The 20839-nt window shown below is 65.3% G+C and carries 21 protein-coding genes, 2 tRNA genes, 1 other RNA gene and 2 pseudogenes; 15 read left to right on the top strand and 11 right to left on the bottom strand.

The features are described from left to right. Positions 1 to 31: 31 nt before the first annotated feature. On the top strand, positions 32 to 1990 hold the full coding sequence (locus RZA67_RS03050) for a peptidyl-prolyl cis-trans isomerase (RefSeq protein WP_317211105.1): 1959 nt from the start codon (positions 32 to 34) through the stop codon (positions 1988 to 1990). 366 nt (positions 1991 to 2356) lie between these two features. Here RZA67_RS03050 and RZA67_RS03055 read toward each other — a convergent pair whose 3' ends face one another. Both RZA67_RS03055 and gloB read right to left on the bottom strand, forming a co-directional pair. Beyond that, positions 2357 to 3565 (bottom strand): transglycosylase SLT domain-containing protein, encoded by a 1209-nt coding sequence (locus tag RZA67_RS03055; protein WP_317211106.1) that lies wholly within the window; start codon positions 3563 to 3565, stop codon positions 2357 to 2359. Beyond that, the gene (gene gloB, locus RZA67_RS03060; RefSeq protein WP_317211107.1) at positions 3562 to 4326 is read right to left on the bottom strand and encodes a hydroxyacylglutathione hydrolase; all 765 of its coding nucleotides are present in this window, start codon (positions 4324 to 4326) and stop codon (positions 3562 to 3564) included. Before gloB ends, RZA67_RS03055 begins: the two co-directional genes overlap by 4 nt. A gap of 12 nt (positions 4327 to 4338) precedes the next feature. On the opposite strand from gloB, the gene RZA67_RS03065 reads away from it, so the two are divergent. Genes RZA67_RS03065 through dnaQ form a run of 3 tightly spaced genes read left to right on the top strand, consistent with a single transcriptional unit; the run spans position 4339 to position 6197 of the window. Beyond that, positions 4339 to 5022 (top strand): methyltransferase domain-containing protein, encoded by a 684-nt coding sequence (locus tag RZA67_RS03065; RefSeq protein WP_317211109.1) that lies wholly within the window; start codon positions 4339 to 4341, stop codon positions 5020 to 5022. After that, positions 5009 to 5464: a ribonuclease HI gene (gene rnhA, locus RZA67_RS03070; RefSeq protein WP_317211110.1), complete on the top strand. Its 456-nt coding sequence runs from the start codon at positions 5009 to 5011 to the stop codon at positions 5462 to 5464. The genes RZA67_RS03065 and rnhA overlap by 14 nt, the downstream gene beginning before the upstream one ends. 4 nt (positions 5465 to 5468) lie before the next feature. Then, positions 5469 to 6197: a DNA polymerase III subunit epsilon gene (dnaQ, locus tag RZA67_RS03075; RefSeq protein ID WP_317211111.1), complete on the top strand. Its 729-nt coding sequence runs from the start codon at positions 5469 to 5471 to the stop codon at positions 6195 to 6197. A gap of 32 nt (positions 6198 to 6229) precedes the next feature. Here the strand turns inward: dnaQ and RZA67_RS03080 are convergent, their stop codons facing one another. Then, positions 6230 to 6934: a protein phosphatase 2C domain-containing protein gene (locus RZA67_RS03080; RefSeq protein WP_317213789.1), complete on the bottom strand. Its 705-nt coding sequence runs from the start codon at positions 6932 to 6934 to the stop codon at positions 6230 to 6232. A 163-nt stretch (positions 6935 to 7097) separates the two neighbouring features. Between RZA67_RS03080 and RZA67_RS03085 the strand changes: the two genes are divergently transcribed. Both RZA67_RS03085 and RZA67_RS03090 read left to right on the top strand, forming a co-directional pair. Then, positions 7098 to 7188: transfer RNA gene (locus tag RZA67_RS03085), tRNA-Ser, on the top strand. 244 nt (positions 7189 to 7432) lie between these two features. Beyond that, entirely contained in the window at positions 7433 to 7840 is a 408-nt protein-coding gene (locus tag RZA67_RS03090; RefSeq protein WP_317211112.1) for a DUF6165 family protein, read from the top strand. 164 nt (positions 7841 to 8004) lie between these two features. Here the strand turns inward: RZA67_RS03090 and RZA67_RS03095 are convergent, their stop codons facing one another. Further along, positions 8005 to 9054 (bottom strand): glycosyltransferase family 9 protein, encoded by a 1050-nt coding sequence (locus RZA67_RS03095; RefSeq protein WP_317211113.1) that lies wholly within the window; start codon positions 9052 to 9054, stop codon positions 8005 to 8007. A gap of 21 nt (positions 9055 to 9075) precedes the next feature. Between RZA67_RS03095 and RZA67_RS03100 the strand changes: the two genes are divergently transcribed. Both RZA67_RS03100 and RZA67_RS03105 read left to right on the top strand, forming a co-directional pair. Further along, positions 9076 to 9825 (top strand): 3-deoxy-D-manno-octulosonic acid kinase, encoded by a 750-nt coding sequence (locus tag RZA67_RS03100; protein ID WP_317211114.1) that lies wholly within the window; start codon positions 9076 to 9078, stop codon positions 9823 to 9825. After that, on the top strand, positions 9825 to 10589 hold the full coding sequence (locus RZA67_RS03105) for an MBL fold metallo-hydrolase (protein ID WP_317211115.1): 765 nt from the start codon (positions 9825 to 9827) through the stop codon (positions 10587 to 10589). Before RZA67_RS03100 ends, RZA67_RS03105 begins: the two co-directional genes overlap by 1 nt. Before the next feature lie 55 nt (positions 10590 to 10644). Here the strand turns inward: RZA67_RS03105 and ffs are convergent. Further along, positions 10645 to 10741, bottom strand: an RNA gene (gene ffs, locus RZA67_RS03110) — signal recognition particle sRNA small type. 304 nt (positions 10742 to 11045) lie between these two features. Here ffs and RZA67_RS03115 point away from each other — a divergent pair. Continuing rightward, positions 11046 to 11363, top strand: coding sequence for a multidrug efflux SMR transporter (locus RZA67_RS03115; protein ID WP_317213790.1), 318 nt, complete (start codon positions 11046 to 11048; stop codon positions 11361 to 11363). An 86-nt stretch (positions 11364 to 11449) separates the two neighbouring features. After that, a complete protein-coding gene (locus tag RZA67_RS03120; RefSeq protein ID WP_317211116.1) occupies positions 11450 to 11821 on the top strand; it encodes a hypothetical protein in 372 nt (123 codons plus the stop codon). A 36-nt stretch (positions 11822 to 11857) separates the two neighbouring features. Here the strand turns inward: RZA67_RS03120 and RZA67_RS03125 are convergent. From RZA67_RS03125 to RZA67_RS03135, 3 genes and pseudogenes are all read right to left on the bottom strand, one after another. Then, positions 11858 to 12126: pseudogene (locus tag RZA67_RS03125) on the bottom strand (transposase); the annotation flags it as partial. A 62-nt stretch (positions 12127 to 12188) separates the two neighbouring features. After that, positions 12189 to 13247, bottom strand: a complete 1059-nt coding sequence (gene arsB, locus RZA67_RS03130; RefSeq protein WP_317211117.1) for an ACR3 family arsenite efflux transporter — start codon at positions 13245 to 13247, stop codon at positions 12189 to 12191. Between the two features lie 21 nt (positions 13248 to 13268). Further along, complete coding sequence (locus RZA67_RS03135; protein ID WP_317211118.1) at positions 13269 to 13583, bottom strand: metalloregulator ArsR/SmtB family transcription factor; 315 nt, start codon at positions 13581 to 13583, stop codon at positions 13269 to 13271. Between the two features lie 40 nt (positions 13584 to 13623). Here RZA67_RS03135 and arsH point away from each other — a divergent pair, with 40 nt between their 5' ends. Both arsH and arsC read left to right on the top strand, forming a co-directional pair. Beyond that, complete coding sequence (gene arsH / locus RZA67_RS03140) at positions 13624 to 14364, top strand: arsenical resistance protein ArsH (protein ID WP_317211119.1); 741 nt, start codon at positions 13624 to 13626, stop codon at positions 14362 to 14364. Then, positions 14361 to 14777, top strand: coding sequence for an arsenate reductase (glutaredoxin) (gene arsC, locus RZA67_RS03145; protein WP_317211120.1), 417 nt, complete (start codon positions 14361 to 14363; stop codon positions 14775 to 14777). Before arsH ends, arsC begins: the two co-directional genes overlap by 4 nt. Positions 14778 to 14919: 142 nt before the next feature. On the opposite strand, the gene RZA67_RS03150 is transcribed toward arsC, so the two are convergent. The 3 genes and pseudogenes from RZA67_RS03150 to RZA67_RS03160 form a co-directional block, all read right to left on the bottom strand. Continuing rightward, the gene (locus RZA67_RS03150) at positions 14920 to 15114 is read right to left on the bottom strand and encodes a hypothetical protein (RefSeq protein WP_317211121.1); all 195 of its coding nucleotides are present in this window, start codon (positions 15112 to 15114) and stop codon (positions 14920 to 14922) included. 689 nt (positions 15115 to 15803) lie between these two features. Next, positions 15804 to 17266: pseudogene (locus RZA67_RS03155) on the bottom strand (DUF6538 domain-containing protein). Between the two features lie 273 nt (positions 17267 to 17539). After that, positions 17540 to 17632: transfer RNA gene (locus RZA67_RS03160), tRNA-Ser, on the bottom strand. A 143-nt stretch (positions 17633 to 17775) separates the two neighbouring features. Here RZA67_RS03160 and dnaX point away from each other — a divergent pair. The 3 genes from dnaX to recR are packed head-to-tail and all read left to right on the top strand — an operon-like array spanning position 17776 to position 20827. Continuing rightward, positions 17776 to 19848 carry a DNA polymerase III subunit gamma/tau gene (gene dnaX, locus RZA67_RS03165; protein ID WP_317211122.1) on the top strand — a complete coding sequence of 691 codons (2073 nt, stop codon included), beginning with the start codon at positions 17776 to 17778 and terminating at the stop codon, positions 19846 to 19848. Positions 19849 to 19854: 6 nt separating this feature from the next. Further along, on the top strand, positions 19855 to 20175 hold the full coding sequence (locus RZA67_RS03170; RefSeq protein WP_317211123.1) for a YbaB/EbfC family nucleoid-associated protein: 321 nt from the start codon (positions 19855 to 19857) through the stop codon (positions 20173 to 20175). Positions 20176 to 20227: 52 nt separating this feature from the next. After that, positions 20228 to 20827 (top strand): recombination mediator RecR, encoded by a 600-nt coding sequence (gene recR / locus RZA67_RS03175; RefSeq protein WP_317211124.1) that lies wholly within the window; start codon positions 20228 to 20230, stop codon positions 20825 to 20827. Positions 20828 to 20839: the final 12 nt, after the last annotated feature.

Here is a 20839-nt window from a genome sequence, read left to right on the forward strand (position 1 = left end):
CCGGGCTCGCCATCAGGCCTTGATTTCACTCATGCTGCAGAAACTCCGCGACAAGACCTCCGGGTGGATCGTCACCGTGATCCTCGGGTTGCTGATGATTCCGTTCCTGTTCGTGATCGACAACAGCTACCTCGGTGGTGTTGGCGCACAGAATGTAGCCAAGGTGTCAGCCCCGCCAACCTGGTGGCGCTCGGCGCCGTCGTGGTGGCCGGCGCGCATGCTCTGGCAGCACCATGAAATCAGCGCGCAGGATTTCCGTGAGCGCTTCGAGCAGGCCCGCATGATGGCGCGCCAGCAGCAGGGCGATGATTTCGACCCGACCCGCTTTGAGAGCGTGGAGAACAAGCTGGCCGTGCTCGATCAGCTGATCGACGAGCAGGTGGTGCGTCTGGCGGCAGAACAGGAAGGCATCGTCATCGGCGAAGCCGCGCTGTCGCAGTACATCACCAGCATGCAGCAGTTCCTCGGGCCCGACGGCAAGTTCAGTGAAGCCCAGTACCGCCTGGCGCTGCAGAGTGGCAATCCGCCGCGCACGCCGATGCAGTTCAAGGAACTGGTCCGCAGCAGCATGCAGCAGAGCGTGATCCCGTCTGCGCTGCAGGCCTCCGGGTTCGTCACCGATGCCGAGGTCGAGCGCCTGGTCAAGATGTTGGCTGAAACCCGCGACGTCGAGCTGGTGACCCTGCCGGAACAGCCGGCCGACACCGCCGAAGTGACCGACGCGCAGATCAAGAGCTGGTACGACGCGCACCCGCAGGACTTCCGCCTGGCCGAATCGGTCAAGCTGGAATATGTAGAGGTCAACGGCGCCTCGCTGCCGACCCCGGCTGCGCCGGATGAAGCAACGCTGCGCAAGCGCTATGACGACGAGAAGGCCAAGTTCGTCTCCGCCCAGCAGCGCCTGACCTCGCACATCCTGGTCGCCAACGGTGAGGGTGCCGAAGCCAAGGCTGCGCGCCTGGCGACCGAAGCCAAGGCCAGCGGTGCCGACTTCGCCGCGCTGGCCAAGGCCAACTCCGATGACACCGGCTCAAAGGAGCAGGGCGGTGATCTGGGCTGGGTGGAGCACGGTGCCATGGTCAAGCCGTTCGAGGACGCCGTATTCGCGGCCAAGGCCGGCGACATCGTCGGCCCGGTCAAGACCGAGTTCGGTTACCACATCATCCAGGTCCGCGAGATCCGCGGTGGCGAAGGCCAGTCCTTCGAGCAGGTGCGCGATCAGCTGCTGGCCGAGCAGATCAAGGCCGACGCCGAAGGCGCTTACAACGAACTGGCCGGCAAGCTGGTCGATGCGATCAACAAGAACCCGAGCGACCTGGCGGCCGCTGCTGAAGCGGTGAAGCTCCCTGTGCAGACCCTGGGGCCGTTCACCCGCGCTACCGCCACGGGCATTGCCACTGATCCGGCCGTGCTGCGCGCCGCGTTCTCCGACATCCTGGTGCAGGACGGCACCGCCAGCGACCTGATCGAGCTGGGCGGCAACCCGAACCACACCGTGGCGATCCGTGTGGTCGAGCACACCCCCGAACAGGCCCAGCCGCTGGAGCAGGCACGCGAAGCGGTGATCGCTGCGATCCGCGCCGATCGCGTGCACCAGGCGGAGCAGAAGGCCGCCGATGCGCTGCTGGCCAAGCTCAACGGAGGTGCAAGCCTGCAGTCGCTGGTGACCAGCGAGAAGCTGCAGGTAAGCGCGCTGCCCGGCCTGCCGCGCACCCAGCCGGTGCCGACGCCGGAGATCAACCAGGCCGTATTCGCCGCGCAGCCGCCGGCTGAAGACAAGCCGACCTACGGCAAGGTGGACGTGCAGGGCCGCGTGGTGGTGTTCGCGGTGAGCAAGGTCACCCCGGGCAGCGACAAGGACGTGACCGCCCCGCAGCGTGCCCAGCTCAAGGAACAGCTGAGCCAGCTCGACGGCATGGGGGCGGCCAAGGCCTTCGTCGACGCCACCCGCAAGCGCTACAAGGTGCAGACGGTGGAAAGCAACCTGTAAGCGCCCGCAGGCTCAGGCAACCGAAGAAGCCCGGCATTGCCGGGCTTCTTTTTGTCTGCAGTTCACCGGTGCCGCCGCACTTGCGGCAGGTGACGACCGTTGGTCGTCACGCCTTGTGGCCACCGCGCGAACCATTCCTTGGCATCGTGCAACGCGATGAGCCCGCTGCAACGCGGTGGTATGGCGCGATCTGGTGCGATGACGGTGCCGGGCAGAGCCCGGCTACGCTTCGGTAGGTGACGACCGTTGGTCGTCACGCTTTCTGCCCACCGCGCAAACCATTCCTGGGCCATGCCGGCAAGACACCGGCATCGTGCAGCGGGATGAGCTTGCGAGGTGCCGGGCAGAGCCCGGCACTACGCTGCGTCAATCGTCCAGGCGCAGGGTCGCGCCGGGACGCAGCACGCTCTGCCCGGTCAGACCGTTCAGGCTCAGCAGCGCCTTGACCGGCATGCCGTAGCGGCGCGCGATGGTCCATGCGGACTCGCCGTCGCGCACGGTATGGCGGCGGGTACGCGGCCGATCGGCAGCGGCGGCCACCGCACGGGCCACGGTCGGTGTGCCGCGGGCCACAGCAGGCGCGGCGGCAGGCGCCACGCTGGCTACGGAGGTGGCCGCTGCGGCGGTGGGCGCACTGGCGACGGTGGTCGGCGCCAGCAGGCGCACAGGCGCGCTCTGCGGGCGTGCACCGCTGGTGGCGGCAGGATTGAGCCGGGCCAGGCGCGCCGGGTCCAGATCGCGCTGGGCAGCCCACTGGGTCACCGAGGTGCCGGCAGGCAGGGTATGACTGCGCAGCACCGGCACGTTGCGATCCAGCGAGGCCATCACCTGCGGCTGCACCTCGGCGTCTTCCAGCACGCAGGCGAGCGCATGCAGTTTTTCCACGTAATCGTGGGTGATCGGCGAAAGCCCCTGCAGTTCGGCCGTGCGCGCGTTGCTGGCATTCATGCCGGCCTTGCGCAGCGACTGCAGCACGCGGTACTCACCTGCGTTGTACGCCATGGTGGCCAGGCGCCAGTCGCCGCCGAACATGCCATGCAGGGTCTTCAGGTAGCGCACCGCTGCCTGGGTCGAATCCACCGCCGAGAGGCGGCCGTCGTAGCCGGCCGTCATCGGCACGTTGTGGTTGCGTGCGGTGGTGGCGATGAACTGCCACAGACCGGTTGGGCCGGCGGCGCTGCGTGCGCCCGGCCGGTAGCCACTTTCCACGAAGGGAATCAGCGCGAACTCGGTCGGCAGGTTGGCCTTGCGCAGTTCTTCGACCACATAGCCGAAGAGCACCAGCGCATCGTCGTCCTGGTTGGCCAGGCGCGCCGGCGCGTGAGCGAAGTGCTTCTGCCAGCGCGGACTGGTGGCCCCTGCATTGCAGTTCGGTTCGGCCAGACCCTCGCGGAAACTGGCGAAGATGTCCTGGCCATTGCGCAGTGTTGCCGGGGGCAGATCAGCGGCCTGCAACGGCACGTTGCCAAGGCCCGCGACATTCTGGCTGATACCGGCGGCCAACGATTGTGCGCCGGCGTTTCCTGCCAGCCCCAGAAGCAAGCCCAGGGCCAGCGGCAGACTTCGGCGCGTCATGCGCGGAAGCCGTCTTTCCAGTGCCGGAGACCGGCCATCACGTCCACATCGTCAATGACGGGCCGCCCCAGGTGCGCAGCCACCGCATGACGGATCGTGGCGCTCTGCGTACGCAGGAAGGGATTGCAGTCCAGCTCTTGTGCCAGGGTTACCGGCAGGGTCGGGCGATCATCGCGGCGCATGGCCAAAGCCTCCTCATGGCGCTGCCACAGGGCAGCGTTGGTGGGGTCGACATGCCGCGCGAAGACGGCATTTGACACGGTGTACTCGTGGGCGCAACAAACCAGCAGTTGCGGCGGCAGCGCTGCGAACTTACGCATGGCGGCCAGCAGTTGTAACGGCGTACCTTCGAACAGGCGCCCACAGCCCAGACTGAACAACGCATCGCCACTGAAAAGATGTTCAGCGGTGTGAAATGCGACATGGCTGCGGGTATGCCCGGGCACGGATAGTACGTGGAACATCCGTCCCAGTGCCTGAACGGATTCACCTTCGGTGACGCGCTCGGTGGCCATCGGAATGCGCGGCTCGTGCGGGGCGATCACCCGGATCCCGGGAAAACGCGCCTGCAGCGCCGCCACACCGCCGATATGGTCGTCGTGGTGATGGGTGAGCAGAATCGCCTGCGGGCGCAGCCCGGCGTCGGCGGCTGCCAGCACCGGCGCCGCCTCGCCCGGGTCGACAACGACAGCACTGCCGTCATCGCCAGCCAGGGTCCAGATGTAGTTGTCCGCGAATGCGGGTAGGGCAGTCAGTCGCATAGAATTGGGACCATGCCCGCGCTGCCAAGCCTCCGTCAAGCAAGCCCAACCAGCTGGTTCGAGAGCGAACCGGCGCGCGGCCTGTTCGCGCTCGAGCAGCGTCTGCTGCTGCCGCGCCTGGCCGAACTGCCGGCCAAGGGATGGCTGTGGCTGGCCCCCAGCGCCGGCTGGCTGGAGGCGGCCGCACTGGCCGGGCCCGGCCTGCGCCTGCACCGGCAGGACCACGGCTACGCCGGTGATGCCCGCTGCGCGCTGCCCCTGCCGCTGGCCAGCGAAAGCGTGAACGTGGTCGTGCTGCAGCACGTGACCGCCGCCGATGCCGCGCAGTTGCTGGTCGAGTGCGAACGTGTGCTGATGCCCGGCGGGCGACTGCTGCTGACCAGCCTCAATCCGTTCAGTCCGTTCCGCGCGCACTGGCGCCGGCACGGTATGGTGGTGCGCACGCCGCAGCGCCTGCGCCAGCTGCTGGACGGAGCGGGGCTGGAGTGCGACGCCACCCGCTATGTCGGCCCCCTGTGGCAGACCGAAGGTGCCGGCAGCGCCCGGCTCGCGCCGTTGCGGGCCGCCTGCCTGTTTACTGCCGAGAAGCGCAGCCTCAGCCTGCTGGGCCCACGGCCGCTGCCGGTCCGCTGGCAACGGCCGGTGGCCTCCCCGGGGATGACCCGAACGATTCTGGAACCGAATGAAGACCATTGAAGTACACACCGACGGCTCCTGCCTCGGTAATCCCGGCCCCGGCGGCTGGGCCGCGCTGCTGCGCTACAAAGCGCACGAGCGCGAGCTCAGCGGTGGCGAAGCCAACACCACCAACAACCGCATGGAGCTGATGGCCGCGATCTCCGGCCTGGAAGCGCTGACCGAGCCGTGCCAGATCGTGCTGTATACCGACTCGCAGTACGTGCGGCAGGGGCTTACCGAGTGGATGCCGGGGTGGATCCGCAAGAACTGGAAGACCGCCGGTGGCTCGCCGGTGAAGAACCGCGAACTGTGGGAGCGCCTGCACGCCGCTACCCTGCGTCACAGCATCGACTGGCGCTGGGTGAAGGGGCACTCCGGTGACCCGGACAACGAACGCGTCGACACGCTGGCCCGCAACGCCGCCACCGCCGTGCGCGATGGCCGCATGCCGGTAAACTGAGCCCATGCGTCAGATCATCCTCGATACCGAAACCACCGGCCTGGAATGGAAGAAGGGCAACCGCATCGTCGAAATCGGCTGCGTTGAGCTGTTCAAGCGCCGGCCCAGTGGCAACAACTACCACCAGTACATCAAGCCGGACTGCGAGTTCGAGGCCGGCGCACAGGAAGTGACCGGGTTGACCCTGGACTTCCTGGCCGACAAGCCCGACTTTGCGCAGATTGCCGAGGCCTTCCTGTCGTTCATCGACGGCGCCGAGCTGATCATCCACAACGCGGCGTTCGACCTGGGCTTCCTCGACAACGAGCTGTCGCTGCTGGGGCCGCAGTATGGGCGCATCCTGGACCGCTGCACCGTCGTCGATACCCTGGCGCTGGCGCGCGAGCGTTTCCCGGGCCAGCGCAACTCGCTGGACGCGCTGTGCAAGCGGCTGGGCGTGGACAATTCGCACCGCCAGCTGCACGGCGCGCTGCTTGATGCGCAGATTCTCGGCGACGTCTATATCGCGCTGACCTCGGGTCAGGATGAGATCGGCTTTGCCAGCATGGACGAGGCCGGCAATGCCAATGCGCTGCTGCAGGGATTCGACCCCAGCAAACTGCTGCCGCGCCCGCGCGTGCAGGCCACGCCCTCCGAGCAGCAGGCCCACGCCGCGCGCCTGGAGCGTCTACGCAAGAAGGCCGGCCACGCCTTGTGGGATGGTCCCAAGGCCGAAGAAACCGCCGTCGCCTGAGAGCGACGGGCGTAGCAGTCCTTCGCCAGCGCTTACGCGCAGCGCACCAGGATCGCGGTGATGTTGTCTGCACCGCCGCCATCGAGCGCGGCGGCGACCAACGTATCCACGCATTCCTGTGCGCTGGCATCGTCGAAGGCCAGCGTGCGCGCGATGCTGCGATCGTCCACTTCCTCGGTCAGGCCATCACTGCACAGCAGCAGCTGCATCCCCGGCCGCAGCTCGCCGGTGGTGGTGGCCACGTTGAGATGGGCCGGATCGGTGACGCCCAGCGCCTGGGTGACCACGCTGCGCTGCGGATGAGCCCGGGCCTGCTCGGCGGTGAGGCTGCCATGGGTCACCATCTCCTGTTCCAGGCTGTGGTCCTGGCTGAGCTGGGCCAGCTGACCCTCGCGCCACAGGTAAGCGCGGCTGTCGCCGACCCACGCCACCTCATACCGGTTGCCCTGTACGCGGGCGGCCACCACGGTGGTGCCCATCGGCAGGCTGGCGTTGCGCCGTCGCGAGGCGCGGATGATTTCCTCATCGGCAGTGCGGATGGCCTGGACCAGCGTGGCGCCGCGGCGGATCTCGCGGACGATGGTATCCCGGGCCAGCGCGCTGGCCAGCTCACCGCAGGCGTGTCCGCCCATGCCGTCGGCAACCAGCCACAGGGCCAGCTCACCGTCACCGTAGTAGGTGTCTTCGTTGAGCGCACGGCGCAGGCCGGGATGGGTGAGGTGTCCGAATTCGATCATGTGCGCGCTGGCGGGGGTGTAGAGCAGGGAGAACGGCATCATCGCGGCGTGCTGGAGATCCGGCAAGCGATCGGGCTGGATATTTTCAGCAAGTTGCACCGGGAGGCTTGTGGAGACGCCCGCATCCTCGTATCATGCGCGTCCCCGGTACGCCGGGGCGCTCGGAGAGGTGGCAGAGCGGTTGAATGTACCTGACTCGAAATCAGGCAGGCGTTTATAGCGCCTCGGGGGTTCGAATCCCCCCCTCTCCGCCAGACACAAACAAAGAGGCCGCCCAATGGGCGGCCTCTTTGCAGGAGCAGATCCGGACAGCCGCAGGCTGGCCCTGCAGCGCGCAGCGCGGAAGGGCTGGGTGCAGGATGCACCCAGCAATCCCCCGCTAGGGTAGGTGACGACCGTTGGTCGTCACGCTTCTGCGGGCGCACCGCGCAGCGGAGCAGAGCCCCGCTCTTGTTGCAGCGGGTTACCATAGCGCCATCCCCTGCAGGAACCGCCTCCATGACTGCTGAAATCCTGGTACCCGTCGCCTTCGGCGAACTGCTCGACAAGATATCCATTCTGCAGATCAAGTCCGAGCGCATCAGTGACCCGGCCAAGCTGGCCAACGTGCGCACCGAGCTCTCGGCGCTGGAAAAGACCTGGATGGCGCACCCGGCCGGCGGCAAGGATATCGCCACGCTGCGTGCCGAGTTGAAGGCGGTCAACGAACAGCTGTGGGACATCGAAGATGCCATCCGGCTCAAGGACAAGGCAGGCGAGTTTGACGGCGGCTTTGTCGAGCTGGCGCGCAGTGTCTACCTGCGCAACGACGAACGCGCGCGCATCAAGAAAGCGATCAATCTCGCCCTGGGTTCGGCCTATGTGGAAGAGAAGTCGTACCAGGACTACCAGGCCAACAAGGGCTGACATCACCATGCCGGGCACGGTATCGCCCGGTGCTGTTGTAGCGCCGACCCCACGGTCGGCGGCCCTTCGGTCAGATCAAGGTGTTCTGCCGTGCTTCGCGCGATGAGCCGACCATGGTGGCGGCTCTACGACCGACGTCCCGGCGCGTCGACGCCGCCGCTTTCTCAGCCGGCCAGATGATCTGCCACGTAGCGCTCGAAGGCCGCAATGCCATCCTCGACGGTGATCAGCTCCATCACATCGTCAAACTCGATCTTGGTGCCCCATTTCAGCTCGCTGGCTGGCTTGCGCAGATAGCGCCGGGCTGCGTCATCGTAGCGGTCCGCACAATAGCGCCGGTCCGAATAGGGGCCGCTGCGGTGCGGATTGCTCGCCGCATGCAGTCCCAGCACCTTGGCGCCCATCGCGTTGGCGATGTGCATCGGGCCGGAATCCGGCGTCATCACCAGGTTGGCGCGGGCCAGCAGCGCGGGCAGCTGCTTGAGCGTGTCCTTGCCCACCAGGTCCAGTGCGGGGGTTTCCAGCTGGGCCTGGATGGCATCGCTCATGTTGCGCTCCAGGTCGCTGCGACCGCCGCACAGCACCACGCGCCAGCCGCGCGCCTGGGCATGGCTGGCCACCGCGGCGTAGCGGTCGGCGTACCAGTTGCGGCGCACATGGCTGGAGCAGGGCGAGATCATCAACACCGGGCGACCATCGTCCTCCCACTGTGCACTGGCCCAGTCGTGCGCCTCGGTCGGCGTGGCCAGGTCCCAGCTCACCGTGTCCTGACGCAGGCCCAGCGGTTCGCAGAAGCTGCCGATGGCATCGAGCACATGGATACCCGGACGGTCAGCGATGCGCTCGTTGATGAAAAGCCCGTGCAGGTCCTTTGAACGGCTGCGGTCATAGCCGATGCGTCGGCGCGCCGGAACGAAGGCCGAGAGCACGTTGGCACGGAAGGCGACCTGCATCTGCAGCAGGGCCTCGAAGCGCTGCGCCGGCAACGTGTCGCGCAACGCGCGCATGCCGGCCAGCCCGGTTTTCTTGTCGTAGGCGTGGAACGTCACGCCCGGCAGCCCGTCCAGCAGCTTCAGCCCGACCTTGTCGATGATCCAGTGGATGGGCGTGCCCGGCAGCCCCGCCTGCAGCGTGCGCACCAGCGGCACCACGTGGGTCACGTCTCCCAGCGCGGACAAACGCAAAAGACACAAGGAAGAGGACGTTGATGCCATGGTGTTGTTAGACTCAAGGAAATGGTCGCATTCGACGCCAATGAAGCGCTGACGCCCTGCCGCGAAGGAAGCGGTCTGGGTGCCATTCTGTTCGACCGTGAGCGGCTGCGGCAAGCCGAGGCTACCCTGTTCCAGCCCCAGCACTGGGGCCAGCGGGCGCGGCCGGTGGATGAAGGTGGCCGCGGCAGTGCCTGGTTTGTCGATGCGCCGTTCGGGCCCAGCGTGCTGAGGCATTACCGCCGCGGCGGCCTGGTGGCCAAGCTGGTGCACGACCGTTATGTCTGGCGAGGGGCGGACAGAACCCGCAGTTTTGCCGAATTCCGGCTGATGCGTGCACTGCGCGCAATGCAACTGCCGGTGCCGCGACCGATCGCGGCCTTCTACATGCGCCAGGGCATCCACTACCGCGCGGCGATCCTGCTGGAACGCATCGAGGGCGTCCGCTCGCTGGCCGACCGTGCACTGGTGGCGGGCCGTGGCGCGCCGTGGGAGGAGACCGGGCGGCTGATCGCGCGTTTCCATCGCGCAGGGCTGGACCATGCCGACCTCAACGCGCACAACATCCTGTTCGACGGCAATGGCCATGGCTGGCTGATCGACTTCGACCGCGGCGTCATCCGCATTCCGGCCACGCGCTGGCGCGAGCGCAACCTCAAGCGTCTGCAGCGCTCGCTGCTGAAGCTGCGCGGTGAGCGTAGCGTGGAGGACGTGGAGAAAGACTTCGCGCGTCTGCGGCGCGCCTACGACATGGCCTGGAAACGAGGTACCTGATGGCGTGGTCGCTGCGCTTCCTCGGCGTCGGCAACGCGTCGGCGGTCGAGCTTGGCTCGCCGATGGCGGTGATCGAACGCAATGGTCAGCCGTGGTTGACCATTGACTGCGGCGGCGAAGGGCTGACCGCGTTCCAGCAGCAGTATCGCTGCATGCCTGATGCGGTCTTCATCACCCATGTGCACCTGGACCACGTGGCCGGCTTCGAGCGGTTGTTCGTGGATGCGTTCTTCAATGCACAGCGACGCGGCAAGGTGCGGCTTTACGTGCCGGCCACGGTGGTGCCGCTGCTGCACCGGCGCATCGGCGACTACCCCAATGTGCTGGCCGAGGGCGGCGCCAACTTCTGGGATGCATTCCAGCTGATCGTGGTGGGCGAGGCGTTCTGGCATCAGGGCGTGCGTCTGGAGTGCTTCCCGGTCCGCCATCATTGGCCGGAGACGGCGTACGGCCTGCGCCTGCAGGGCGCGCTGACCTGGAGTGGGGACACCCGGCCGATCCCGGAAATGCTGGCGCGCCATGCCGCTGACAACGAACTGATCGCCCACGACTGCGGCCTGCACGGCAACCCGTCGCACACCGGCGTGGACGATCTCGAACGCGAGTACAGCGCCGAACTGCAGGCCAGGATGATGCTCTACCACTACGCCAGCGTAGCCGACGGCCTGGCACTGGCCGCGCGCGGTCACCGCGTTGCGCAGCCGGGGGAGGTGGTGCAGCTGGCTGCGCCGACGGCAATGCAGGTCGAGCAGGCGGCTGGCTGAAGCGTGGTCTGGCTGAGGGGCGTTGCAGCCGTGGCAGACCCCGGAATGGGTGACGGCCCCGCCGGCTGACCTCGGCGCCCGCGTTGATCGATACCGTTGCTGCCTTCCGGCCCTGGCGGGGTTTTCGATCTAGCGTCGCGAGGGGCCGACGGGGCCGCCATAGAGACGTTGGCCGCATCAAGAGGCCATTCACGGAGCAGGGGAAGCGGCGCGCTGCGCCAGAGACCAAAGCCGGACCGCACACCGCAGTTGCGATGGCAGGCGCGCATTCTAGCGCAAGCCGGTGCCGGTCCGCCAGAACTGCGTGCAGCGCGGCATGAATCGACAGTGACCTGCACCGGCGCCGCGCAGCGGTCGCGCTGGACGCTTGCTATCATTGATAGCCGGAGGACGACCTCCCCCCCCAACCGGGTTTTCACTGTCCAGGACGGCCTGGCCCCTGCAAAGGAGGCCGCCATGGCCTGGATCTGTCTGTTGTTCGCCGGTTTGCTGGAAATTGTCTGGGCTGTTGCAATGAAGCAGTCCGAAGGCTTCACCCGCCTCGCGCCAACCCTCATCACCCTGGCCGGCATGATCGCCAGCTTCTGGCTGCTGGCCGTTGCCATGCGCAGTCTGCCGCTGGGTACGGCCTATACGATCTGGACGGGCATCGGCGCCGTCGGCGCGTTCGTCGTCGGCATCGTGTTTCTCGGCGAGCAGGTCAGCGCGATCCGTATCGGCGCGGCGTTACTGATCGTCAGTGGGCTGGTGCTGATGAAGCTGGCCAGCAGTTGAGCCGGCAGCCGCTGCCGCGGGCGTTGACCTCCACTTGCCGCCGTTGCCGCTAGGCTGCCGTCATACACCTGACAGGGAGCAAGGCAATGAGGAACGTCTGGCTGGCGAGTATGCCCGTGCTGCTGCTGTGCGCGTGTGGCAAGCCCACCCCGGAAGCGTCGCCTGCACAGGGAGCGGCTGGCGACGCAGCCGTTGCCGCGCCTGCCGCGCAGGGGGGCGCCGCGCCCGCGCCCGCCGCGTTGCCCGGGCAGGTGTCCTCCGAGGCCAGCGAGGATACCGAGCGGGCGATGGACGAGGTGCCCTCGCAGACGGTGCTGCCCAACGGCGATACCGAGTATGGCTTTGCCAACGGCTGCAAGGTCGTCCTGCAAGGCAAGCGTGCCGTGCTCAGAAACGAAGGGCCCGAGTGCGAGCTGCATCATCGCGACGTCGCACTACTGTACGCCTCCGGCGACTGAGCGCTGATACCCGCGTAGATACTGTGTCGCGCGGGCCTAGGCAAGCGCGATTTCAGGATCAAATGGTCGGCCGCTGCGCAGTACCCTCCAGATCAGGTGAATGAGCTTTCGCATCAAGGCGCACATCACCACCTTGAAGGGCTTGCCCTTGTCGCTGAGCCGTTTTGCAAATGCCTTCAGCACCGGGTCGTGAGTCTTCCCGGTCAGGGCTGGCATGTACAGTCTGTTACGGAACTCGGTGTCTCCGACACGCGATATCCGGCGTTTGCCTTCGTAGTTCCTGACTGGCGCTGGGCAGGATTGAGGGGCCGGTCTATCGTGCAACTTTGATTGCTAAAAATAGCGCAAGGCCCATGCTGCGCAGACGTTAAGACAGCCGCACGTCAGTAGGAAACAGTCGTCTGCCCCATCGGATAGCGACATGAACAAGCAGAACCAGCACTGGGACCTCGACAAGTGGCCCGATCACTGCGGCAAACGCTACCGGGGAAGCGAGTCCAAATGCTGCGATGGCAACCGCAATGGCTAGTTCGAAGTTGTTTCCCGCTGCGGTAAACGCAATGGCAGTTGTTCGTGGGTAGTCCTTGGCAATGAACCTCCCTATCCAGAAGCTCAACGCGAACTGGATCAGGAAATAGAGAGTCAGCGGAATGGCGATGCGAACCGCATCCATTGGAATGCGCAGGACATCTCCCCCCTTCAAGCTGAACATGGCCGCGATCGTGAACAGGAGCGCGCCCAGCGTGATGGGGCTGATCGCAGGCAAGAACCTGGTCTCATACCAATCCAAGCCCTTCCTCGCCCTTAGCCAACGACTTGTGAGAAATCCTGCAAAGAACGGAATGCCTAAATAGATGAGCACGGCCTCTGCGATGGTCCAGAAGCTCACATCGATGACGCTGCCTTGAAGCCCAAAGATCGGCGGCAACCAAGTCAGGAAAAACCAGGCATAGGCGCTGAAGAGGACAATCTGGAAGATGGAGTTGAAGGCGACCAGTCCTGCCACATACTGACTGTCTCCGCGTGCGAGCTGATTCCAGACCAGCACCATAGCGATGCAGCGCGCCAAGCCAATGAGGATGAGGCCTGTCATGTATTCGGGATAGTCGCGTAAGAACAGCGCCGCCAAACCGAACATTAGGAAAGGACCCACGACCCAGTTCTGAAGTAGCGAGAGCATCAGCACCCGCTTGTCAGCAAACACCTTCGGCAGCTCTTCGTATTTAACCTTCGCCAACGGTGGATACATCATCAAGATCAGGCCCGCCGCGATGGGGATGTTGGTCGACCCCACCGAAAGCTTGTTCAGCGCGCTGGGAAGCTCTTCGAACGCGGCTCCCAAGCCAACACCCAGGGCCATGGCTGCAAAGATCCAGACGGTGAGATACCGGTCCAGGAAGGAAAGGCGGGAGGGTTGGGGGCTCATCAGTAGTTTTCCAAGAAGGGCTCAGCAGCCGCCTGGACGCTCGCACGACAGGTCGTCAGCGCAGCAGTTCTCAGTCAGGTAGGCCACCAGGGCCGTCATGGTTTCGAACTCTGCTCGGTAGCAGATCGTGCGCCCACGCTGTTCGCCGTTGATGAGGCCCGCCACCGTAAGTTCCTTCAGGTGGAAGGAAAGGGTGGCTCCAGGCAAATCCAATGCCTGGGCAATGTCGCCGGCAAGCTTCCCGGTCCCGCCAGCCTGGACCAGCAGTCGGAAGATGGAAAGGCGGGTGGCATGCCCAAGGGCAGCCAGAGCAACGGTTGCGTTTTTATGTTCCATGATTCTAGAATAATCGAACAATAGCAACCGAGCAACCCATGTGAGCCAGCTTCCCAACATCCTTCCCGATGCGCTAGACATCCCTTCCTCGGTGAAGCTGGATGAGCCTGGTGCCGCGCCGCATCGCCCTCGCATCCTGATCCTTTACGGGTCACTGCGACCGCAGTCATTCAGCCGCAAGTTGGCGTTGGAGGCGCAGCGATTGCTGGAAGAGCTAGGTGCAGAGACACGTCTGTTCGACCCGCACGAGCTTCCGATGCTGGATTCAGTCCCGGCCACACATGTGAAGGTTCAAGAGTTGCGTCAGGCCTCGCTGTGGTCCGAGGGCCACGTATGGATCAGCCCAGAGCGGCATGGCACGCTCACTGCGGTGTTCAAAAACCAGATCGACTGGCTGCCCCTTGAGGAGGGGAGCGTCCGACCAACCCAAGGGCGAACCTTGGCGGTCATGCAGGTCTGCGGCGGCTCGCAGTCATTCAACGTGGTCAACGCGTTGCGTGTGCTGGGGCGCTGGATGCGCATGGTCACCATCCCCAATCAATCCTCGGTTGCGAAGGCTTGGCAGGAGTTCGATGAAAGCGGGCGCATGAAGCCCTCGGCCTACTATGACCGGGTGGTGGACGTGATGGAGGAGCTTGTGAAGTTCACGCTGCTGGTAAGGGGCCGGAGCAACTACTTGGTAGACCGCTACAGCGAGCGGAAGGGGGCGTTGGAGGCTGCAGCGCTTACCTTGGCGGCGGGAGTGCTTGAGGTCGCGGTGGCGCGCGAGGAAGTGGAATGAACGCCGTCATCTATCACAACCCCAAATGCGGGACTTCGCGAAACACGTTGGCTCTCATCCGCCATTTAGGCATCGATCCGGAGGTCATTGATTACCTGAGCCTACCGCCGACGCGCGAACGTCTCTTGGAGCTGATCACCGCAGCGGGATTGACCGTCCGAGAAGCCATTAGACAGAAGGGGACGCCCTACGAGGAGCTAGGGCTGGGTGACCTTGCCCTCGACGATGAGGCGCTGCTTGATGCGATGCTGGCGCATCCCATCCTCATCAATCGACCGTTCGTGCAGACAGATCTGGGCACTCGACTGTGTCGTCCTTCAGAGGTTGTCCTACAAATCCTTCCGGCCATGAGAGAACCTTTCGTGAAGGAGGATGGGGAGGTAATCAACGGGCCGATGTCTAAGAGACAGTAGCGCCAACCCACGGGCATGGACGGGCCCGAGGCCACGCCCGAGAAATACACGAGCCCTTTCCGGCTTCATATCCTCGCTCATGATCGGGCCGCCTCTCGTGCGGCCGCACGAGCTTCTGGACCGGCCAGAATTCCGTAGACACTCATGAGCCGCTTTGCGCATAGCGCCGTTCAAACTCTACAGGGGCCAGGTCGCCAGCGGACGGCTTGCGTTCCGCTTTCGGCTTGTCCTTCCATGTCAGGCGGCCGGGCTGAAGAAACATCTCGTCCATCACCGCAGCCAGCCGGAAAGCGCGCTCTGTGCGGCGTTGCGCGCTGGCAAGGTCTCCACGCTTCATGGCCCGTTCGCTCGCTGCTCTCCATTTCCGCGTGTCTTCCGACATACAGAACCTGCAAGCCGTTCGCAGAAAGTCGTAATGGACTCGAGTGCTGGCCGCCTCAAGTGCTGTCAAGCCGGAGGCCCGCAGGTTGTCATATGCTCGCCGATACTTGACGGCTGTGGCCGCGCCGACCTCGTGCCTCTGGCACTCGGCCAGCACGTCCCGCGTCTGCTGGTCCGCGTGGAGGGTCGCGTTGCGCTGCCAGCCGTGCCGACCTCTCCCGCTGCCTGAGCGCTGCGTCGTGCGTCCTCGCCCAGCCGTCGGCCACGGCCGCCGGTTGGGCATCGGGCGCACGAGCCGCACGGCTCCCGCACGCTCCGCCGTCCCTACGCTCTCGCTCCGGGCCGTGTGTCCTTCACTCCCGCTATGGACACGGGAGCGCCCAAAATGGTTTGCACCATTTAGGTCACTCCCCCATTGTCGGTCACTTTCGTGACCGGCAATGGGGGAGTGCCTGGCTTGGCTGATTTACGACTAAAAAGCATTGGCGGGCGGCTTCTGATTAAAAGGCTATACCTCCATGCAACCATGAATCCGGAACTTGGCAAGGCATCCCCTTGCCGTTTCCGGATTGCCCGCTACGGTAGGCACATGCCAACCGCCGAGCATATCCGTCGCCGCCGCGCCACGCTCAAACGGCTTGACCTCTACTTGCCGCCAGAGGTTGCTGAGCGTTTGCGTGCTGTTGCTGCTGCCGAAGGCTTGCGCCCCGGCGTCCTTGCCTGTCGCCTACTCACGGCTTCAGTCAGTAGCGGGCGCAGCGCATCCAAGTCCAAGCCGTAAGCCAACGCTGACAGCCCCGGTGACGTGCCTACACCAGCGAGCTTTTCGGCGGCAGTGAAGTCTCGGCTGTAAGTGCTGTGGTGTTCGTCGTCAATTTCATGCCCGGTGATTTGCACCCGTAACTCCGACGGCACGCCTGCGCCTTGCATCTCTTGAATGACTGTTTTTCGAAGAGAGTGGAACCCGCGCTTTGCTTTTGGCCAGTCTTTGCCTATTGAGCCCAGGTAGTAGCCGAAAGCCTTGCTTATCCAGTTCCCTGGACCATTTTTAGCGTTGTCAGATGCTTACGGAAAAATGCGCCAGTCGCCTCGGCCGCGCAAGCTGTCCACATATTCAAGAAATCCTAACGAAAGCAGATCTGAGTGGATAGGAACCACGCGGTTCGATACTTCTGTTTTTACACTTTGATGATCGCCTTCGTCACAGAAGCGAAGGGAGGGGGGGGGCGTGCACCGGTGTAAAGGCCAATTAGGGCCGCCCATTTTGCTCCCGGTGACAGTCGGGCAAAGTTAGTTGGCGCGTAAAGCGCTCGGATTTGCTGCTGGTCGAACGGCTTGAAACCCAGTTTCTTGCGCTGCCGCTTCTCCTTTGTTGTGTAGCGGATATGGCCCTGCGCAGGGTTGTCACCGGCCGGGTAATGGCCCGACGCTTGCGCCCATGCGAAGAAGCCGCAAGCGCCGCCGAGGTAAGACTGTTTGATGAACACCGTGGGCGTGGCCGCTCCGCCATCGCGCAGGTGTTGGTAGAAACGCGCCATATCCGGGTGCGCGATGGTGTGAACCTGCCGACTTGCACCTAGATAGTCCGCCAGCGCTGTCACGGCAGCTTTTTTGATGGTCAGGGTCTTTGGCCGGGTAGTGGCTTCCAAACTCTTTAGCCATGCCTCGCCTGCTTTAGCCAGTGTGATGGTCTCGGCGACGGGCGGCGGGGCAGCTGGCTCAACCAAGGCGGCACGCGGAGCGAAGTCGAAGCGCCCGATAGCTTCCAAGGCTTCCATCGCTCGGGCATGGTCGGCGGCATCGTTGGCGCGCAGTCTGCCGCCGCCAGGGAGGTCGATTTCATACCGCGTTGCCCCGTTTTCCGCCACGCTGGCCAGCACGTCAGCTACGCTGATTTTCTTGTCCATTCCGTGCCCCCTGATAGCGTCGAAGGCAGCAGCATAACGGGCAGACAGTTCCAAGGCGGCCAGTCGGGCGGTCAATAAGTCGTGGCCCAAGCTGCGCTTGATGAAGTCGCGACCTACCGTGCCTCGCAGGTCCGCAGGAACGCGCATGCGGAACATGTAGACGCCGGAAGCCGAGCGGGTCAGGTAGTGGGGGAATGCCATCGGAATGTGCCCCGACTTGTGCCCTGCCTGCGATTTCTCCGCCAACAAAAAAGCCCCTGTAAAAACAGGGGCTTATGTAATGCTGGCGGAGAGAGGGGGATTGCCGGGTGCATCCTGCACCCAGCCCTTCCGCGCTGCGCGCTGCAGGGCCAGCCTGTGGCTGTCCGGATCTGCTCCTGCAGATCCGTCGAACCCCGCGGGGCTTCTCACCACCCGTCCCATCCCCCGGACAACGCAAAAGGGCCACCCTGTGGGCGGCCCTTTTGCGTTGTCTGGCGGAGAGAGGGGGATTCGAACCCCCGAAGCGCGGTTTAGACGCTTACACACTTTCCAGGCGTGCTCCTTCAACCACTCGGACACCTCTCCGGATTTCCTTCGCCGCAGGCTCGCCTGCTGCTAGGGGTCGCAGATTCTAGCTGGCTGGGGCGAAAGACACAAGCGCCCCCGGTCGGGCAGAGGAGACTGGACGGGCATGGCACAATGGGTGTCCCGATGAAGACGGTGGCCTGATGTCCTATCTTGTCCTTGCCCGCAAGTGGCGTCCCAAGCGTTTTGCCGAGCTGGTGGGCCAGGAGCACGTGGTCCGTGCGCTCAGCAATGCGCTGGACAGCGGCCGGGTCCACCATGCCTTCCTGTTTACCGGTACCCGCGGGGTCGGCAAGACCACCATTGCGCGTATTTTCGCCAAGTCGCTCAACTGCGAGCAGGGCACCAGCGCTGACCCGTGCGGTCAGTGCCCGGCCTGCCTGGACATCGATTCGGGCCGCTACATCGACCTGCTGGAAATCGATGCGGCGTCCAACACCGGTGTCGACGATGTCCGCGAGGTCATCGAGAACGCGCAGTACATGCCCTCGCGCGGCAAGTACAAGGTCTACCTGATCGACGAAGTGCACATGCTCTCCAAGGCGGCGTTCAATGCGCTGCTCAAGACGCTGGAAGAGCCGCCGGAGCATGTGAAGTTCCTGCTGGCCACCACCGACCCGCAGAAACTGCCGGTCACCGTGCTCAGCCGCTGCCTGCAGTTCAACCTCAAGCGTCTGGACGAGGAGCAGATCCGCGGCCAGATGACCCGCATTCTCGCCGCCGAGGAAATCGAAGCCGATGCGTCGGCGATCGAACAGCTGGCCAAGGGGGCTGATGGCAGCCTGCGCGATGGTCTGTCGCTGCTTGACCAGGCCATTGCCTACGCCGGTGGCGCGCTGCACGAGGACGTGGTGCGCACCATGCTGGGTACGGTGGACCGTACCGAGGTGGCGGCGATGCTTGATGCGTTGGCCGAAGGGGATGGCGTGCGCCTGCTGCAGGTGGTGGCGGCGCTGGCCGAGTTCTCGCCGGACTGGAATGGTGTGCTGGAAGCCGTGGCCGACGGTCTGCACCGCATCCAGGTGCAGCAGCTGGTGCCCGGCGCGGTCGCGGGTGAAGGCCTGGATGTTGCCGCCTTCGCCAGTCGTCTGCGCCCGGAAGTGGTGCAGCTGTGGTACCAGATGGCGGTCAACGGTCGCCGTGATCTGCCGCTGGCGCCCAGCCCGCGCGCAGGCTTTGAAATGGCTGTGCTGCGCATGCTGGCGTTCCGCCCGGCGGCGACGGTGCCAGCCGTGCCCACTGCCGCCGGCGGTGCGGTGACCCCGCTGGCGCCGGCAGGCGGCCAAGGCGAGCCCACCCACGGCGCAGCCGGCGGCATTGCCGCTGCGGCGCCGGTGCAGGCTGCTCCTGCCGCGCCTGAACCGAAGCGCGCGCCGGACCCGAAGCCGGAGCCGGAGCCTGAGCCGGTGATCGAGCCTGAGCCCGAACCCGAGCCGGTCATCGAACCGGAGATCGAGCCGGGTGTCGAGGCGGCGATGGCCTTGGCGGAAGCCGATGCCGATGCCGATCCAGAGCCGAGCGCCGAGGCCGCGCCGGCATCCGACGCGGCGGCGCCTGCAGCCGCTCCCGAGCTTGATCGCACGCACGACGATACGCCGCCGTGGGAAGTGGAGGCGGCCGAAGCGGCCGACGTCGTCGACGCCGATGAGGCGGCACTGATGGCCCATGCCACGCCGGAAGCGGCCATGGTGCCGCCGCTGCAGACGACCCCGACGCCTGCTGTGGCCGACAAGCCGTTCCAGCGCGAAGGCATCGCGATCGCGCCCGTTGCCGCGCCCGCTGCCGCTGCCAGGCCCGCTGATGCAGTGGAGAGCCCGGTGGCTGAGCTGGCCAGTGCCGAAGACTGGCTGCAGCTGGTCGCGGCCAGTGGCCTGAGCGGTCCGTCGCGCCAGCTGGCCGCCAATGCGGCGTTCATCAGCTGCACCGGTGGGGTCTTGAAATTGGGCTTGTCGCCCGGATTTGAGTATCTGCGGTCCGAGAGTGCGCTGGCTGCGCTCTCGGACATGCTGGCCAACGCGTTGGGTCAGGCCTTGCGGGTGGTGGTGGACACCGCCGATGCGGCCGCCGAAACCCTGCACCAGCGGGTCGATCGTCAGCGTGGCGAGCGCCAGCAGGTGGCCGAGGCCACGTTCATGGCCGACCCGGAAGTGCAGGTGCTGATCCAGCAGCACGGCGCGCGGGTCGTGGCCGATTCCATCCGTCCCCTTGAAGAGTAGACAACCATGCGCGGCAACATCGCCCAACTGATGCAGCAGGCCCAGAAGATGCAGGAAAACCTGCAGAAGGCCCAGGAAGACATCGCCAAGATCGAAGTGACCGGTACCGCCGGCGGCGGCATGGTCAGCGTCACCCTCACCGGTGCCAAGGAGTGCCGCAAGGTGCGCCTGGACCCGTCGGTGATGGGCGACCAGGAAATGCTGGAGGATCTGGTGGCGGCGGCGTTCAACGATGCCTCCAACAAGATCGATGCCGAGTCGAAGGCCAAGATGGGTTCGGCCACCGCAGGCATGCAGCTGCCCCCGGGCATGAAGCTGCCGTTCTGATCCCGCTCTCCAGTCGGCGCCTCAACGACGCCGACCCAACCTGCCCGCGCCCATGCCAGCCCCCCTGCTAGAACAATTGATCGACGCCTTGCGGGTGCTGCCGGGCGTGGGACAGAAAACCGCGCAGCGCATGGCCTACCACCTGCTCGAGCGCGAGCGCGAAGGTGGCCAGAAGCTTTCGCAGGTGCTGGCCGAGGCCATCGAGCGCATCGGCCACTGCACGCAGTGCCGGGACTTCAGTGAAACCGAGCTGTGCGCCACCTGCAGCAACAGCAGTCGCGAACGTGGCCAGCTGTGCGTTGTGGAATCGCCCGCCGACCGCTTGGCGATCGAGAACGCGACCGGTTATCGCGGTGTCTATTTCGTGCTGCAGGGCCGGCTGTCGCCGTTGGACGGCATCGGCCCGCGCGAGCTTGGTCTGGAGATGCTCGAGCGTCGCCTGCAGGAGGCGGAAGTGGTCGAGGTGATCATCGCCACCAGTGCGACGGTGGAAGGTGAGGCCACGGCGCATTATCTGGCGCAGCTGGCGCGCGCGCGCCAGGTGCGCCCGAGCCGGTTGGCGCAGGGACTGCCGTTGGGCGGTGAGCTGGAATTCGTTGACCGCGGCACGCTCTCGCATGCATTTGGCTCACGCAGCGAAGTGCGCGACTGAGCCGCGACCACA

Source organism: Stenotrophomonas sp. C3(2023), assembly GCF_032911385.1.
GTDB lineage: Bacteria > Pseudomonadota > Gammaproteobacteria > Xanthomonadales > Xanthomonadaceae > Stenotrophomonas.